The following is a 15,090-nucleotide window of genomic DNA, read 5'->3' as shown; positions in this document are numbered from 1 at the left end:
CGACAGCACCACGCCGGTCGGGTACTGGTGGGCGGGGCGGTGGACGCGGCGGCGGCGTCCCAGCGACGAGCCGGCGAGGAACACCAGGCCACCGATGGCCACAACCGGCCCGAAGATCATCATCAGCACGGCCTCCCGGCCGTTCTGCGACTTCTGCTCCTCGTAGGAGCGCTCGGTCGAGCTGCCGTTGCTGACGGTCCGGCACGTGTCGCCCGGCGACATCGTCTGGCCGCCGCATTTCACCTCGTCGTCACCGCTCGACGCGATGCCCCCGATGAAGAGGCCGACGCCGATGACGATGCCGACGATCCCGTAGACGATGGAACGCACCCGCCCCGCCTTCCCTCTGGTAACGGCGGGATCTTAGCGATCATCGCCGGCGCAGAAGGCGCATTGCCTTCTCCTTCTCGAAATCGAGGGCGCGGGCCGGCGGCGCCGACAGCCGGCCGATGCGCTCGCCGAGTTCCCGGACGTGCGCCTGCACCTGCGGCTCGGCCAGGACGCGCAGCCCGAACGCCAGCTCGGCCGGGCCGATGTCGTAGCGCTTCTCCAGTGCGAGGGCGAGCGCGACGGCCCGCAGCTCGGCCTCCCCGAACCGCCGGTGGCCGCCCCCGCGCAGGGCCCCGTCCCGGGTGGCGGGCAGCAGGCCGAGGGCCTCGCGGTAGCGGAGCATGCGGGGCGAGGTGCCGAGCCGCCGGGCGGCCTCCGTGATACGCATGGGCCGATTCTGACAAATCAGTGTTAGAAAGTCGCGTCCGGCCGTGCCATCCCCCGCCGCCCGCCCGTAGACTCGCGGCGTTGACGCGGTCCGACGGACCCGTCAAGCCCTCGCGTACCGGGCCGCACACGCGGACGGCGCCGCCATCACCAAGGGAGCAACGAAAGCATGGACTACAAGGTCGCCGACCTGTCGCTGGCCGACTTCGGGCGCCGGGAGATCCGGCTCGCCGAGCACGAGATGCCGGGCCTGATGGCGGTGCGCGAGGAGTACTCCGCCGCCAAGCCGCTGCGCGGCGCCAAGATCATGGGCTCGCTGCACATGACGATCCAGACGGCCGTGCTGATCGAGACGCTGGTGGAGCTCGGCGCCGACGTCCGCTGGGTCTCCTGCAACATCTTCTCCACCCAGGACCACGCCGCCGCCGCGATCGTCGTCGGCAGGGACGGCACCGCCGAGGACCCGAAGGGCGTCCCGGTGTTCGCCTGGAAGGGCGAGACGCTCGAAGAGTACTGGTGGTGCACCGACCAGGCCCTGCAGTGGCCGGACGGCTCCGGCCCGAACATGATCCTGGACGACGGCGGCGACGCGACCCTGCTCGTCCACAAGGGCGCCGAGTACGAGAAGGCGGGCGCCGTGCCGGCCGCCGCCGAGGACGACCCCGAGGAGTGGGGCATCATCCTCGACACCCTGCGCCGCACGATCGCCGAGAAGCCGGGCCGCTGGACCGAGACCGCCGCCGCGATCAAGGGCGTCACCGAGGAGACCACCACCGGCGTCCACCGCCTCTACGAGATGGCGAAGGCCGGCACCCTCGCCTTCCCGGCGATCAACGTCAACGACTCGGTCACCAAGTCGAAGTTCGACAACAAGTACGGCTGCCGCCACTCGGTGATCGACGGCCTCAACCGCGCCACCGACGTGCTGATCGGCGGCAAGGTCGCGGTCGTGTGCGGCTACGGCGACGTCGGCAAGGGCTGCGCGGACGCGCTGAAGGGCCAGGGCGCCCGCGTCATCGTCACCGAGATCGACCCGATCTGCGCGCTGCAGGCCGCGATGGACGGCTTCCAGGTCACCACCCTGGACGACGTCGTCGACAAGGCCGACATCTTCGTGACGACCACCGGCAACTTCAACATCATCACGGCCGACCACATGCGCCGGATGAAGCACCAGGCGATCGTCTCCAACATCGGCCACTTCGACAACGAGATCGACATGGCCGGCCTCGCCAAGATCGAGGGCATCGAGAAGATCGAGATCAAGCCGCAGGTGCACGAGTGGCGCTTCGCCGACGGCCACTCGATCATCGTCCTCGCCGAGGGCCGCCTGATGAACCTCGGCTGCGCCACCGGCCACCCGTCGTTCGTGATGTCCAACTCCTTCACGAACCAGGTCATCGCGCAGATCGAGCTGTTCACCAAGACCGACGAGTACCCGATCGGCGTCTACGTCCTGCCGAAGCACCTGGACGAGAAGGTCGCCCGCCTCCACCTCGACGCCCTCGGCGTCAAGCTCACCGAGCTCACCAAGGAGCAGGCCGCCTACATCGGCGTCCACGTCGAAGGCCCCTACAAGCCCGACCACTACCGGTACTAGGCCGTAAGAGCGTCTGGCTGCCGGGCGGGTACCGACCCGTCCGGCAGCCGCATCTGTGGGGAGTCCATGAGCGATATCGCGGATGGTTCGCTGGCTTATGAAGGGGTCAAGCGGATCGGGTGGGCCGAGCGGAGCATGCCGGTGCTGCGGCAGATCCGGGAGCGGTTCACTGAAGAGCGGCCGTTGGACGGGTTCAAGGTCGCGGCGTGCATGCACGTCACGACCGAGACCGCCGGGCTGATTCGCACGCTCCAGGCAGGGGGCGCGAGTGTCGCGCTGGCGGCGTCGAATCCGCTCTCCACGCAGGACGACACCGCGGCGGCGCTCGTCCATGAGTACGGGGTGGAGGTCTTCGCGCGGGCGGGGACCGACCGCGAGGGGTATTACGCTCACATCCACCAGGCGCTGGAGACCGGGCCCGACTTCGTGCTGGACGACGGCTGCGATCTGGTCAACACGCTCCACATCGACCGGACGGACCTGCTCGGCACGGTCAAGGCGGGGTGCGAGCAGACGACGACCGGGGTGATCCGGCTGCACCAGATGGCGCGTGAGGGCGCGCTCAAGTTCCCCATGGTCGCGGTCAACGACACCGACACGAAGCACATGTTCGACAACCGCTACGGGACGGGCCAGTCGACGCTGGACGGGATCGTGCGGGCGACGAACACGCTGCTGGCCGGCAAGACCGTCGTCATCGCGGGCTTCGGATACTGCGGGCGCGGTCTGGCCGAGAGGGCTCGCGGCCTGGGGGCGCGTGTAGTCATTACTGAGATCGACCCTGTCAAGGCGTTGGACGCGGCGTTGCAGGGGTTCGCCGTCCGGCCCATGGCCGAGGCCGCCGCGGACGGCGACGTCTTCATCACGGTCACGGGGAACCGCGACGTCGTGAACGCCGACCATCTCGCGGTGATGAAGGACGGCGCCATCCTCGCGAACTCCGGGCATTTCGACGTCGAGATCGACGTGCGGGCGCTGAGCGACATGGCGGTCGAGGTGCATCGCGGGATCCGGCCGCAGACGGACGAGTACGTGCTGGCCGACGGCCGGCGCCTGGTCCTGCTCGCCGAGGGGCGCCTGGTGAACCTGGCCGCCGCGGAGGGGCATCCCGCCGCCGTCATGGACATGTCGTTCGCCGACCAGGCCCTCACGTGCGCGTGGCTCGCGAAGGCGCACGCGACGCTGCCTGCGGCCGTCCACGAGGTACCCAAGGAGATCGACACGGAGGTGGCCAGGCTGAAGCTGGCGTCGATGTCCATCTCCATCGACCTGCTCACCCCGGACCAGGAGGACTACCTCCACTCCTGGCGCATCGGCTCCTGATGCCGGCCGGGACGTACCTGCACCTGGACGAGGGGGTCGAGGAGCGCTTCCAGTGCGCGCCCGGCCCCGGCGGCTGGCGCTACACGTCCCGGCGGGACGACGGTGTCCGCGTCGACCTCGTCGTGGACGCGCGGTGGCGGCAGATCCGCGTCGAACTCGTCACGCCCGGCTGGTGGCTGCGCGGCGGCCTGACCGGGCCCGAACTGGCGTGGGTGCGCGCTGCGGGGGAGTCGGGCACCGAGCACGGGGAGCGCGCGGCGGGGTTCGTGTCCGACTCGCCGGGGTTCCTGGTCGCGATCGCGCATTCGCTGGAGCTGGACGAGGGCGCGCGGACGGACGTCCGCCTCGTCCAGGTGAGCGGGACGTCCCTGTCGGCGCTGACGACCATGTGGCGCTGGCGCCACGCCGGGACGTCCGCCTACGAGACCGAGACGACGCCTCTGCCCGTCCAGGAGTACGAGGTCACGGACCTGGCCACGGGAGAGGTCGAGACGATCCACCTGGCCGGCGATGTCCTGCTGGCCGGGCCCGGCATCGAACTGACCGATCTGGAGACGCCCCCCAACTTCTAGGCCGGTCCGAATCCCGCGCATCGATGGGGCCCATTCGATACCTTTGTCCCCTTCGTGATCAAGGAGGCGGACATGCAGGGGCAGGGGCAGCCACCGGGCGAGCCGGAGCGGCAGGGGCGCCCCGCGCCGCCGCCGGGCCCGCAGTTCGCGCCGCAGGGTGCGCGGATCCCGCCGTCCGGCGGCCCGTACCCGCCGCCGGGAGGCCCGACCCAGCCGGCGGGCCCGGTGCCGCCGGGCGGTCCCGTGCCGCCCTACGGGCAGCCCGGGTTCGGGGCACCGCCGCCGCGCGCCAAGAAGCCGTCGCCGGTCGTCTGGGTGGTGATCGCCGCCGCGGTGGTCTTCTTCGTGGGCGCGGCCGGGTTCATGCTCCTGCAGGGGAGCGGCGCGCCGAGCGGCCCGGTGAAGGCCGGGCAGTGCGTCGACAAGGGCTTCGGCATGGACGACGGGAACCGCATCCCCGCGAGCATCCGGGTGAGCTGCGACGACGCCGCGGCCAAGGCCAAGGTCGTCAAGATCACCGACGAGGGCGAGGCGTCCGGCTTCACCTACACCTCCCGCTCCGAGCCGGACTGCCCCGGCGGGACGGACGGCGTCACCAACGTCCGCGCCAAGGACACCGACAAGCACTACTACGAGGCGTGCGTCCGCAACCTCAAGGGCCCGCACCCGGGCGACCCCGGTGCGGGCGGCGCGTTCCTGTCCGTGGGCGACTGCGTGAGCAGCGGCTCGATCGGGTTCGGCAAGGAGCAGCCCTGCGCCAAGGCCGGCTGGTACGGGAAGGTCGTCGCGCGCGTCGCCACGGAGCAGTCCTGCCCGTCGAAGACGCTCGAGGTCATGAAGATGCGGTCGTTCGGCGGCGGCGAACTCGCCAAGCCGGTCGTGTGCCTCGGCCCCGGCGGCGGCGTGCTGTCGCCCGGCGACTGCATCAAGGACCCCTCGTTCAACGTGGGCGACCTCGACAAGGCCGACTGCGGCTCTACCCTGGCCATCGCGAAGGTCGTCGGCCGTGTGAGGACGCAGCAGGAGTGCCCCTCCGAGGCCACGAACTACCTGACCAGGGACGGCGCGTACCTGCCGGTGCTGTGCCTGAAGAAGCTCCGCCCGACCCTCAACGACAGGCTCCGCACCCTCCCGGGCTAAGGCTTGAGGGTGACGGTGTGGGACGGAGTTCCAGGGGCGGCCCACACCGAGAGGACGTGGCGGTCCGCATCCCAGCGCGTCCGCCACTTCCCGCCGGGGTCGGTCGAGGTGACCTTCGGGGTGACCGGGAACCAGATCTCCGTGGGGCCGGTCACTCCGGGCTTCTCGCGCCAGGCGACGGTCAGGACGCCGCCGGCGTAGGACGTCCTGGTCAACGTGCCGGCGACGGCGCGCGGGTACGGGCGGGCCAGCAACTTGGCGAACAGCGTCGGCTTCCCGTCGCCGTCGACGACGCCGGACGAGCCCGGGTCGTTCGACCAGTAGGCCCAGCCGATGCCCAGTTCGTCCGCCATGGAGAGCCAGTCACCGGTGAAGTCGGCCGCGCCCGGCGCGCCCTGCCCCATGCCGCCGACCTCGCCGAGCCACATCGGGGTGTTGAGGCGCCGTGCGGCGGCGGGCATGTTGCGCTTCCACAGCGCGAACTGCGCCTGGACGAGCAGCTTCGCCAGGCCGTCGTAGGAGCCGCCCAGGTCGACCCCGCCGGGATAGAAGTGCGGGGCCAGAACGATGCGCGGCCCACCCGGACGCGGGTCGCGGACCGTGCCGAGTGACGTTTCCGCCCCTTCGTTGGGGCCGAGTGCCTGCGGTTCCACGAACACCCAGTTGTCGCCGTCCACCTCACGGATCGCGTTGACGATGCGCTGGTAGAACGGCCTCAGGATGGGACCCTCGAAGAAGCCGAACTGCCGCGTCCCGCCGAACGGCTCGTTCATGAGGTCGTACCCCAGGACGGCGGGGTCGTGCGCGAAGCGCTTCGCGACGTGCCTCCACATCGCCGTGTAGCGCTGCATCAGTTCCGGGTGCTCGCCGGTGTTGTTCCAGAAGTTGTCGTAGGCGCGCAGTACGGCCGGTTGCAGGTAGGTGAGCACCCAGGGGTCCTGCGGGGTGCAGGGCAGGCCGTCGGTGAAGGTGGCCCAGGCGGGGGCTCCGTTCCCTGAGCCCTCGCAGGCGGCAGGGCCGTAGATGTCCTGGTGCATGTCGAGGATGACGTGCATCCCCTGATCGCGGTACCAGGCCAGGCGTTCCGCGACATCGTCCAGATAGGCGTCGTCGTACTGGCCGGGCTCGGGTTCGACGTTCTTCCACTGGATCAGGTAGCGGACGGAGTTCGTACCGAGGTCGCGCGCCTCGCGGACGATGTCGTCCCGGCTCACCCAGGGCAGCCCGCTCGGCCCCTTGGCGCTGCCCGCCGTGTTGAGCCCGTGCAGGATCAGCGTCCGGCCCTGGTCGTCGGTGATCGCCGGGAGCGGAGCCGTGTCGGCGCGTGCGGCCGGGCCGGTGGCGAAGGATGGAGTCAGGGCGAGGGTCGCCGTGAGGGTGATCCGGCCGAGGACCGTACGTACGCGCATCCCGCCTCCAAAACCCGAAAGTTATTCGGATTTTAGGAGCCGTCCGGCGTGCGGGGAAGGCCCAAGACGTTCTGGTACGGGCCGGCGCCGTAGTTCGGGGGCGGCAGGAACTGCGGCTGCCCCGGGGCGGGAGCGCTGAACGGCGGCGGGGCCGGCGGGCCCGGCCGGACCGGGCCGTAGTACATCGGCGCCCCGGCGGCCGCCATCGCCGGAACGGGCACCGGTGCCGGGCCGGGGCCCCAGGCGGGCAGGCCGAGGCGGCGCATGCGGCGGGCGCGGCGCTCGGCGAGCCGCACCTCCTCGCGGTACCGGCGCTCGGCGAGCACCGCCGACAGCAGGATCTCCGGCCGCACCCCCGGCGGCGGTGGCGGGCTGATCACGGCGACGACCTGGGAGGCGATCCGCTGGCCCAGCGAGTCGCGCACCTCCGGCAGCAGCTCCCAGAACCGCGCCAGGTACTGCCGGGCCGTCATCGCCAGCTCGTCCGACAGCATCGAGATCTCCAGCGTGCGGGCCCACCAGGCGAGCTGCGGCGGCATCACCGCGACCGGGCCGAACAGCGCGGACGCCGGGGCCCGGTCCTTGATGACGATCGTCCCCGCGAACAGGTCGCCGAGCCGCTTGCCGCGCCGGTTGCAGAACGAGGTGATCAGCGCGGGGGAGCCGTAGAACGTCCAGAACTCGATGACGCCGGCGAGCGCCCGCACGAGCGCCTGCCGGAACCGGACCGGCCCGCCGTCGTCGCCGACCACGCGCAGCCCGACCGCCATCTTGCCCAGCGTCCGGCCCCGCAGCAGCGTCTCCAGCACGCACGGGTAGCCGACGAGGACGGCGACCGTGCCGACCAGCGTCAGCCCGATCGTCCACGCCTCGTCCGCGACGAGCGAGGTCATCGCGGTGACGTAGACGACCATGTAGAGGATCACCACCTGGAAGATCAGGTCGAGCAGGAAGGCGCAGCCCCGGCTGGCCAGGCGCGCGACGCGGATGTCGAGCGCGACGGCCTCGCCGGTGACGAGTTCGGCCATGTCCTGATCCTCCAATGCGGGTGGTCCGTCCATTTTGCCGGTTCGGTGAGCCGACACGTTAGTCTCGCCGGGTGGACGTCGACGCCTACGTGGCCGCGCACAACGCCGACTGGATGCGCCTGGAGCACCTCATCAACCGCAGGCGCAGGCTGTCGGGCGCCGAGGCCGACGAACTGGTCGAGCTGTACCAGCGGACGGCGACGCACCTGTCGGTCGTCCGGTCCAGTTCGCCCGACCCGCAGCTGGTGAGCCGGCTGTCGTCGCTGGTGGCGCGCGGCAGGGCGGCGGTGGCCGGCGCGCACGCGCCGCTCTGGCGGGACGTCACCCGCTTCGCGACCGTGTCGTTCCCGGTCGTCGCGTACCGGATGAAGTGGTGGTGGCTCGGTAACGCCGTCCTCGGCAACCTGCTCGCCCTCGCGCTCGCGATCTGGGTGGTGCACAGCCCGGAGGTGCAGGCGAGCATCGGCACGCCGGAGGAGATCCGCGAGCTGGTCGACCACGACTTCGCCAACTACTACACCGAGCACTCGGCGGCGTCGTTCGCGTTCCAGGTGTGGGTGAACAACGCCTGGGTGTCGGCGATCGCGCTGATCTTCGGGATCCTGCTCGGCATCCCGACCGTGTACGTGCTGCTGATGAACCAGCTCAACCTGGGGCTGATCGGCGGGCTGATGTTCGCGAACGGCAAGGGCGACGTGTTCTTCGGGCTGATCCTCCCGCACGGCCTGCTGGAGCTGACCGCCGTCTACCTGGCCGTCGCGGGCGGCCTCAAGCTCGGCTGGACGATCATCGACCCGGGCCCGCGCCGCCGCGGCCAGGCCCTCGCCGAGGAGGGCCGCGCCGCCGTCAGCATCGCGATCGGGCTCGTCGCGGTGCTGCTGGTGTCCGGCCTGATCGAGGGCTTCGTGACCGGCTGGGTGCACATCACCTGGCTGCGCATCGCGATCGGCGTCGTCGCCGAGGTCGCCTTCCTCAGCTACGTGATCGTCCTCGGCCGCCGCGCCACCCGCCAGGGCGAGACCGGCGACGCCGACCTCCGCCCCGACACCGCCCCCGTGGCCGGCTGACGGGCGGATCAGAGCCTGCCCGCGGCCTTGAGGGCCAGGTAGGCGTCGGCGAGGGCGGGGGCGATCTCGCCCGGCGGGGCGTCCACGACCTCGACGCCGTGGCCGCGCAGCTCGGCGGTGAGGCGGCGGCGCTCGGCGCGGGCGCGTTCGGCGGCGGCCGCGTCGTAGACGGACGCGAGGTCGCCGCGGGCGGCGGCCATCTCGCCGACGCGCGGGTCCGACACGGCGGCGATCATGACGAGGTGCCGTGCCGTGAGCTGCGGCAGGAGCGGCAGCAGCCCCTCCTCCATCGCGGCCGTGTTCAGCTCGGTCAGCAGCACGACCAGGCACCGCTGCCGGACGCGTGCCAGCAGCGTCGACACCATCCCGGCCGCGTCGCATTCGAGGAGTTCCGGCTCCAGCGGCGCCATGGCGTGCACCATCGCGGGCAGCAGGTCCGTCCGGGACGCGCCCTCCACCCGGGCCCGGACGCGCCGGTCGTAGGCGAGCAGGTCGACGCGGTCGCCGGCGCGGGACGCCAGGGCGCCGAGCAGCAGCGCCGCGTCCATCGAGCAGTCCAGCCGGGGGATGTCGCCGACCCGGCCGGCGGACGTGCGGCCGGTGTCCAGCACCAGGTAGATCCGCCGGTCGCGCTCGGGCCGCCAGGTCCGGACGACGACGTCGCCGCGCCGCGCGGTGGCCCGCCAGTCGATGGACCGGACGTCGTCGCCGTCCACGTACTCGCGCAGCGAGTCGAACTCGGTGCCCTGCCCGCGGATCAGCGCGACGTGCGCGCCGGTCAGCTCCCGCAGCCGCGCCAGCTTCGCGGGCAGATGGCGGCGGGACGGGAACGCCGGGAGGGCCCGCACCGTCCAGGGGGCGGAGCGGGAGAGCTGCCGCGCGGCCAGCCCGAGCGGCCCGACGGAGCGGACGACGACGGTGACGGCCTTGCGGTCGCCGCGCCGCGTCGGCGTCAGCGCCATGTCGACGCGGCGCCGCTCACCGGCCGGCACGTCGACCTTGACCGTGCGGGGTGCGGCGCCCGCGCTGGGCGGCCACACGTCCCGCAGCTTGGCCTTGAGGCGCCGCCGGCCGAGGTTCTCCACGATCAGCGCGACCTGGGCCGTCTCGCCGAGGCGCACATTGGTGTCGCCGGCGCGGTGGAAGCGCAGCGCCCGCACGTTCCCGGCCAGGGCGAGGTCGGCGGCGACGCCGAGCAGCAGGGCGCCCCACACCGCGAGCAGCGTCCACCAGCTCGGTGCGACCAGCGGGACGAGCGCGCCGAGCAGGGCCAGCAGCCCCAGGCGTCCGGTCAGCGCCATCAGCGCGGGGCGGGGACGTGGGCGAGGATGCCCTCCAGCACGCCGTCGGCGGTCGCGCCCTCCAGCTCCGCCTCGGGACGCAGCTGGACGCGGTGCCGCAGCGTCGGCCGGGCCAGCGCCTTGACGTCGTCCGGCGTGACGTAGTCGCGGCCCGACAGCCACGCCCACGCGCGGGACGTCGCCAGCAGCGCCGTCGCACCGCGCGGGGAGACGCCGAGCTGCAGCGACGGGGACTGCCGGGTCGCCCGGCACAGGTCCACGACGTAGGCGGCGACCTTGGGGTCGAGGTGGACGGTCCTGACGGCGGCCTGGCCCGCGGCGAGTTCACCCGCGCCCGCGACGGGCTTCACCGCCGACAGGTCGCGCGGGTCGAACCCGGTCGCGTGCCGCTGCAGCATGGAGATCTCCTCGTCCCGCGTGGGGACGGGCACGGTCAGCTTCACGAGGAACCGGTCGAGCTGGGCCTCGGGCAGGGGGTAGGTGCCCTCGTACTCGATCGGGTTCTGCGTCGCGCACACCACGAACGGGTCGGGCAGAGCGCGCGCGGTGCCCTCCACCGAGACCTGACGCTCCTCCATGGCCTCCAGGAGGGACGCCTGCGTCTTCGGCGGCGTCCGGTTGATCTCGTCGGCGAGGAGGAGGTTGGTGAAGACGGGGCCTTCGCGGAACTCGAACTCCGCCGTCCGGTTGTCGTAGACCAGCGACCCGGTGACGTCACCGGGCATCAGGTCGGGCGTGAACTGGACGCGCTTGAAGTCCAGGTCGAGGGCCCGCGACAGCGTCTTGATGAGCAGCGTCTTGGCGGTGCCCGGGACGCCCTCCAGCAGCACGTGGCCGCGGCACAGCAGCGCGATGACGAGGCCGGTCACCACGGAGTCCTGGCCGACGACCGTCTTGGCGACCTCACCGCGCAGCGCCGTCAGCGCCGCGCGGGCCGTCTCGGCCTGCCGCCGGGCCTCCTCGGACAGCGCGGCCGGCCCGCTGCCGGGCACGTCGTCCTTCCCGAGCTCTACAGGGGTGTTCAAGACTGCCGTACCTGCCTTTCCAGGTCGTCGAGGACGCCGGTGAGGGCGATGAGCCCGGCGTCGTCCAAGGGTTCGGGGCCGTACAGGGCCGCCCCGACGTACGTCTCGTCGTAGGGCGTGCGGCGGGCGACCGCCGCGACGATCTCCTGCGCGGCGGAGGGATCCTGCGCGCTGCCGAGGGGCAGCCCGAGGAGGGGGACGAGCCGTTCGCGGGCGCCCGAGCGCAGCGCGTCCGAGGCGCGGTCGCGGGCGCGGCCCGCCCGGTACAGGCGGGCGCGCCCCTCGACCGTCTCCGCGGACCGGACGATGACGGGCAGCGCCTCCGCGACGACCGGGCCGAGCCGGCGGGCCCGCCACAGGGCCACCAGCAGCACCGCCACCAGCAGTTCCAGGAAGAACAGCTTGACGCCGAACGGCAGCAGGTCGCCGAGCGACTGCCGCCCGGCGGCCTCACCGGCCTCCGGCAGGTCGGGGTACAGCCACACCGTCGAGGACCCGGCCCCCGCCAGGTTCATGGCGAGCGCGGCGTTGCCCTCCTCGGCGAGCCGCCGGTTCGTCAGCGGTGCGGCCGACCCCAGCACGGTCACCGTGTGCGCGTTCTCCTGCACCTGGACGACCCTGGCGCCGCCGTACTCGGCCGGGTAGCACGCCGTCCCCTGGCCGTTGATCTCGTAGGTCTCCGACTCGTGGAAGGCGACCCTCCCGGCGAGGGACGCGACCGGCAGCGCGCAGCCCGGCGCCGCGGCCTCCTCGAAGCTCGGGCCGACCCGCCGCACCTCGGGGGCCAGGATGTCCAGCGCCGCCGCCGTCGGCCGGACGAGCAGCAGGTCCAGCTGCGAGCCGGTCAGCAGCCGCAGGTCGTCCTCGGTGAGCCGCTCGGTGTGCGTGACCACCAGGACGCCGCCGACCTCGGCCGCCATCGGAATGTCCGCGTAGTCCCGCACGACGGTCACGGCCGTGCCGTGCTGCCGCAGGATCTCCGTGAGCGCCCGCGCGCCGTCCCGCTTCGGCGACCGCGGGTCGAGCGAGCCCGCCGGCGTCGACGGGCGCAGCGCCGCCAGGATCACCGCGATCACGGCCAGCGCGAGCAGCGCCGCGACGACGCCGCGCGCCGACCGCCAGCGGCGGCCCGCGACCTGCCGCGCGGACGGCTCGGCCGGCGCGGCCTCGGGCGGGGCCTGCGTCACCACCGCGGGCCCCCTTCCTCGCCTGCCCCGGCCAGGCTGAGGTCGTCGCTCTCCAGCGGCTTCGGCTTCATCGCCCGCAGCCGCTCGTCCAGGTCCGTCATCCGCGCGTACCCCTCGGCGGTCCCCGGCCGGTCGCCGTACCAGACGTCATCGAAGATCCGCACGCCCGCCGCCAGCTCGTCCGCCAGCTCCGGCACGGCCTCGCCCGCCTCGGCCGCCAGCTCGTCCGCGGTCCGGCCCGGGCGCGCCGCGAGCACCGCCCGCTCCTCCAGATCGCGGGCGATCGCGCGGAGCCGCTCGCGGATCGCCTCGGCCCACTGCCCGGCCGCCGCGTGCCGCTCGGCCGCCTCCCGGTGGTCGAGCGCCGTGGACGGCGCCTCCTCCAGCAGCGGGTCCGTGCGGGAGCGCAGGTTGCGCCGGCCCCACATCAGCCACACCACCAGCCCGACCGCGACCAGGGCGATCACCACGATGATCGCGATGGACACCCAGCCGCCGCCGCTGCCCTGCGACCCCGGGGTCGGCGCCCGGTTGAACAGGTCCTGCAGCCATTCGGCGAACTCGTCCCACCAGCGCTCCAGCATCGACGGCTTGTCGCGCTGGTAGATCTGCTTCTCCAGCTCCCGGCGGGCCAGTTCGCGGGCCTCGTCGCGGCCGATCGGGTCGAGGATCACGGGTTCGCTCCCGTCCACGGTCGGGCGGGCACCGGATCGGTCCGCCAGAGGTCGATGAACCCGTCCTCGCGTGCGCCGCCCGGGTCGGCGCCGCCGACCCGGCCGGCGGTGATCGCGGCGGCGGACCGGCCCCGGCTGCGCAGCTCCAGGTCGAAGCCCTCGCGGCGCATCCGGCGGTCCATGTAGAGCAGCGCGATCACGCCCGCGTCGAACGGCAGCACCACCGACCAGCTGACGATCCGGCCGGCTGTGTCGACCGCGAGCGCGCCCATCGTCGCGCCGCTGCCGGACGCGTCCCCGAAGAAGACCAGCTGCGCGAACAGGAACGGGATGCGGAGCGCGAAGAAGCCCATGAACACGGTCACGAGCAGCGCCAGCAGCAGCGTCCCGCACGTCCGGAACCAGCGGCCCTTGGACAGGGCGACGGCCCGGCGCAGCGCTCCCGTCACCGTCCGCCGCTCCAGGACGACCGCCGGGACCGCCTGCACGAACAGGATGTACAGCCACACCATCAGGCCGACGCCGACCGGGAACCCGAAGATCCCGGCGAGCGCGCCGAACGCCGGGTGCGCGTCCACCGCGATCAGCGCGAAGAACGGCACGGCCGGCAGCAGCAGCGCGCCCAGCGAGATGCCCATGACGGCCAGGGCGGTGCCGACGAGGCGCCCGAGGCGCGGCCGGGCGTCCCGCCACGCCTGCCGCGGCGCGATCGGCAGCCCCACCAGCTCGCGGCCGAGGATCGGCGCCACCAGCCCCGCCATCAGCAGGATCCCGAACGCCGACAGCACCAGCCCGAGCACGGTCAGGGTGGTCTGCGCGCCGAGCGACTCCAGCAGCACCTCGGGGGTGACCTCGTCGCGGGCCTCGTCGCCGATGAAGAAGTACGCGGCGACCGAACTCGCCACCTGGATCACCGTGCTGATCGCCACCGACAGGCCCAGCGTGGCGCGCGGCCGGCGGCGGATCCCGGCGATCGCGCCGTCCAGCATCTCCGAGATGGACATGGGACGGAACGGGACGCCCCGCACCACATCGGTGGCGTCGGCGTCGTCGTCCCAGCCGTCCGGTCCCGGCATTCTCGGCTCCCTGCGGTTTCCCTGCGGTGCGGCTTCGCCGTGGTGCGGCTCGCCGCGGTCTCTGAGCGGGTCAGGTCATCCTGTCATGTACGGGATGTCAACCTTGCGCTGGTTTCAGGAGTCACCTGTACGATCCGAGCCGCCCACCCGATGCGGGGGAGCCATGTACGACGCAAACGCGGGTAACCTTGCACGCCAAGGTATATCTCTCCCTGGCAAGGTGGCGCCGGAGCATCGCACCCCACTCCACCGAACCCCGATTTTGTGACGATGAGGGCCATGAGAGGACGTGTACTGGTCGTCGACGACGATCTCGCACTCGCCGAAATGCTCGGCATCGTGCTGCGTGGCGAGGGCTTCGAACCCTCGTTCGTGCACGACGGCGACAAGGCGCTCGAGGCGTTCCGGGAGACCCGGCCGGACCTCGTGCTGCTCGACCTGATGCTGCCGGGGGCCGACGGCATCGACGTCTGCCGGCAGATCCGCGCCGAGTCCGGCGTGCCGATCGTCATGCTGACGGCCAAGAGCGACACCGTGGACGTCGTCCTCGGCCTGGAGTCGGGCGCCGACGACTACATCGTCAAGCCGTTCAAGCCCAAGGAGCTGGTGGCCCGCGTCCGCGCGCGGCTGCGCCGCACCGACGAGCCCGCGCCCGAGACCCTGCAGATCGGCGACATCACCATCGACGTCGCCGGCCACTCGGTCAAGCGCGGCGACCGGCACATCCCGCTGACCCCGCTGGAGTTCGACCTGCTCGTCGCCCTCGCCCGCAAGCCGCGCCAGGTGTTCACCCGCGAGGTGCTGCTGGAGCAGGTGTGGGGGTACCGGCACGCGGCCGACACCCGGCTGGTCAACGTGCACGTCCAGCGGCTCCGCGCCAAGATCGAGAAGGACCCCGAGCGTCCCGAGATCGTCGTCACCGTGCGCGGTGTCGGCTACAAGGCCGGGCCCGCCTGAGCCCCCGCCGCTCC

At 72.5% G+C, this 15,090-nt stretch carries 15 protein-coding genes; 6 read left to right on the top strand and 9 right to left on the bottom strand.

The features are described from left to right. Both E1284_RS29805 and E1284_RS29800 read right to left on the bottom strand, forming a co-directional pair. Positions 1–330 (bottom strand): hypothetical protein (locus E1284_RS29805; protein WP_207924028.1); only part of this gene is annotated, 330 nt, incomplete at its 3' end. Between the two features lie 40 nt (positions 331–370). Continuing rightward, positions 371–718 (bottom strand): MerR family transcriptional regulator, encoded by a 348-nt coding sequence (locus tag E1284_RS29800; protein WP_067637831.1) that lies wholly within the window; start codon positions 716–718, stop codon positions 371–373. Positions 719–886: 168 nt separating this feature from the next. Here E1284_RS29800 and ahcY (E1284_RS29795) point away from each other — a divergent pair, with 168 nt between their 5' ends. From ahcY (E1284_RS29795) to E1284_RS41890, 4 genes are all read left to right on the top strand, one after another. Beyond that, positions 887–2,317 carry an adenosylhomocysteinase gene (ahcY, locus tag E1284_RS29795; RefSeq protein ID WP_131943484.1) on the top strand — a complete coding sequence of 477 codons (1,431 nt, stop codon included), beginning with the start codon at positions 887–889 and terminating at the stop codon, positions 2,315–2,317. 66 nt (positions 2,318–2,383) lie between these two features. Beyond that, complete coding sequence (ahcY, locus tag E1284_RS29790; protein WP_131943483.1) at positions 2,384–3,640, top strand: adenosylhomocysteinase; 1,257 nt, start codon at positions 2,384–2,386, stop codon at positions 3,638–3,640. Further along, complete coding sequence (locus E1284_RS29785; protein ID WP_131943482.1) at positions 3,640–4,212, top strand: hypothetical protein; 573 nt, start codon at positions 3,640–3,642, stop codon at positions 4,210–4,212. The genes ahcY (E1284_RS29790) and E1284_RS29785 overlap by 1 nt, the downstream gene beginning before the upstream one ends. Positions 4,213–4,266: 54 nt before the next feature. Further along, positions 4,267–5,352 carry an LppU/SCO3897 family protein gene (locus E1284_RS41890; protein ID WP_165965477.1) on the top strand — a complete coding sequence of 362 codons (1,086 nt, stop codon included), beginning with the start codon at positions 4,267–4,269 and terminating at the stop codon, positions 5,350–5,352. On the opposite strand, the gene E1284_RS29775 is transcribed toward E1284_RS41890, so the two are convergent. Both E1284_RS29775 and E1284_RS29770 read right to left on the bottom strand, forming a co-directional pair. Beyond that, positions 5,349–6,761, bottom strand: a complete 1,413-nt coding sequence (locus E1284_RS29775; protein ID WP_131943481.1) for a cellulase family glycosylhydrolase — start codon at positions 6,759–6,761, stop codon at positions 5,349–5,351. The two genes, E1284_RS41890 and E1284_RS29775, sit on opposite strands and share 4 nt — an antisense overlap. 32 nt (positions 6,762–6,793) lie before the next feature. After that, positions 6,794–7,789, bottom strand: a complete 996-nt coding sequence (locus E1284_RS29770; protein WP_131943480.1) for an RDD family protein — start codon at positions 7,787–7,789, stop codon at positions 6,794–6,796. Positions 7,790–7,860: 71 nt separating this feature from the next. Here E1284_RS29770 and E1284_RS29765 point away from each other — a divergent pair, with 71 nt between their 5' ends. Beyond that, positions 7,861–8,856 (top strand): stage II sporulation protein M, encoded by a 996-nt coding sequence (locus tag E1284_RS29765; protein WP_131943479.1) that lies wholly within the window; start codon positions 7,861–7,863, stop codon positions 8,854–8,856. A gap of 8 nt (positions 8,857–8,864) precedes the next feature. Here E1284_RS29765 and E1284_RS29760 read toward each other — a convergent pair whose 3' ends face one another. The 5 genes from E1284_RS29760 to E1284_RS29740 are packed head-to-tail and all read right to left on the bottom strand — an operon-like array spanning position 8,865 to position 14,119. Next, on the bottom strand, positions 8,865–10,157 hold the full coding sequence (locus E1284_RS29760; RefSeq protein WP_131943478.1) for a DUF58 domain-containing protein: 1,293 nt from the start codon (positions 10,155–10,157) through the stop codon (positions 8,865–8,867). After that, positions 10,157–11,125, bottom strand: a complete 969-nt coding sequence (locus tag E1284_RS29755) for an AAA family ATPase (protein WP_165965478.1) — start codon at positions 11,123–11,125, stop codon at positions 10,157–10,159. Before E1284_RS29755 ends, E1284_RS29760 begins: the two co-directional genes overlap by 1 nt. A gap of 53 nt (positions 11,126–11,178) precedes the next feature. Further along, the gene (locus E1284_RS29750; protein ID WP_243714826.1) at positions 11,179–12,372 is read right to left on the bottom strand and encodes a DUF4350 domain-containing protein; all 1,194 of its coding nucleotides are present in this window, start codon (positions 12,370–12,372) and stop codon (positions 11,179–11,181) included. After that, positions 12,366–13,043, bottom strand: coding sequence for a DUF4129 domain-containing protein (locus E1284_RS29745; RefSeq protein ID WP_131943476.1), 678 nt, complete (start codon positions 13,041–13,043; stop codon positions 12,366–12,368). The genes E1284_RS29750 and E1284_RS29745 overlap by 7 nt, the downstream gene beginning before the upstream one ends. Then, positions 13,040–14,119: a hypothetical protein gene (locus E1284_RS29740; protein WP_131943475.1), complete on the bottom strand. Its 1,080-nt coding sequence runs from the start codon at positions 14,117–14,119 to the stop codon at positions 13,040–13,042. The genes E1284_RS29745 and E1284_RS29740 overlap by 4 nt, the downstream gene beginning before the upstream one ends. Before the next feature lie 279 nt (positions 14,120–14,398). On the opposite strand from E1284_RS29740, the gene mtrA reads away from it, so the two are divergent. Beyond that, positions 14,399–15,076, top strand: coding sequence for an MtrAB system response regulator MtrA (mtrA, locus tag E1284_RS29735; protein ID WP_021598338.1), 678 nt, complete (start codon positions 14,399–14,401; stop codon positions 15,074–15,076). Positions 15,077–15,090: the final 14 nt, after the last annotated feature.

Source organism: Actinomadura bangladeshensis (genome assembly GCF_004348335.1).
GTDB lineage: Bacteria > Actinomycetota > Actinomycetes > Streptosporangiales > Streptosporangiaceae > Spirillospora > Spirillospora bangladeshensis.
The sequence above is the reverse complement of the archived record's forward strand: the minus strand, read 5'-3'. Positions and strand labels throughout refer to the sequence as shown.

Excerpts from the sequence above, each read along its gene's own strand:
- mtrA (WP_021598338.1), top strand. The coding sequence starts at position 14,399 with ATGAGAGGACGTGTACTGGTCGTCGACGACGATCTCGCACTCGCCGAA.
- E1284_RS29800 (WP_067637831.1), bottom strand. The coding sequence starts at position 718 with ATGCGTATCACGGAGGCCGCCCGGCGGCTCGGCACCTCGCCCCGCATG.
- ahcY (WP_131943483.1), top strand. The coding sequence starts at position 2,384 with ATGAGCGATATCGCGGATGGTTCGCTGGCTTATGAAGGGGTCAAGCGG.
- E1284_RS29760 (WP_131943478.1), bottom strand. The coding sequence starts at position 10,157 with ATGGCGCTGACCGGACGCCTGGGGCTGCTGGCCCTGCTCGGCGCGCTC.
- E1284_RS29740 (WP_131943475.1), bottom strand. The coding sequence starts at position 14,119 with ATGCCGGGACCGGACGGCTGGGACGACGACGCCGACGCCACCGATGTG.
- ahcY (WP_131943484.1), top strand. The coding sequence starts at position 887 with ATGGACTACAAGGTCGCCGACCTGTCGCTGGCCGACTTCGGGCGCCGG.
- E1284_RS29785 (WP_131943482.1), top strand. The coding sequence starts at position 3,640 with ATGCCGGCCGGGACGTACCTGCACCTGGACGAGGGGGTCGAGGAGCGC.
- E1284_RS29770 (WP_131943480.1), bottom strand. The coding sequence starts at position 7,789 with ATGGCCGAACTCGTCACCGGCGAGGCCGTCGCGCTCGACATCCGCGTC.
- E1284_RS29775 (WP_131943481.1), bottom strand. The coding sequence starts at position 6,761 with ATGCGCGTACGTACGGTCCTCGGCCGGATCACCCTCACGGCGACCCTC.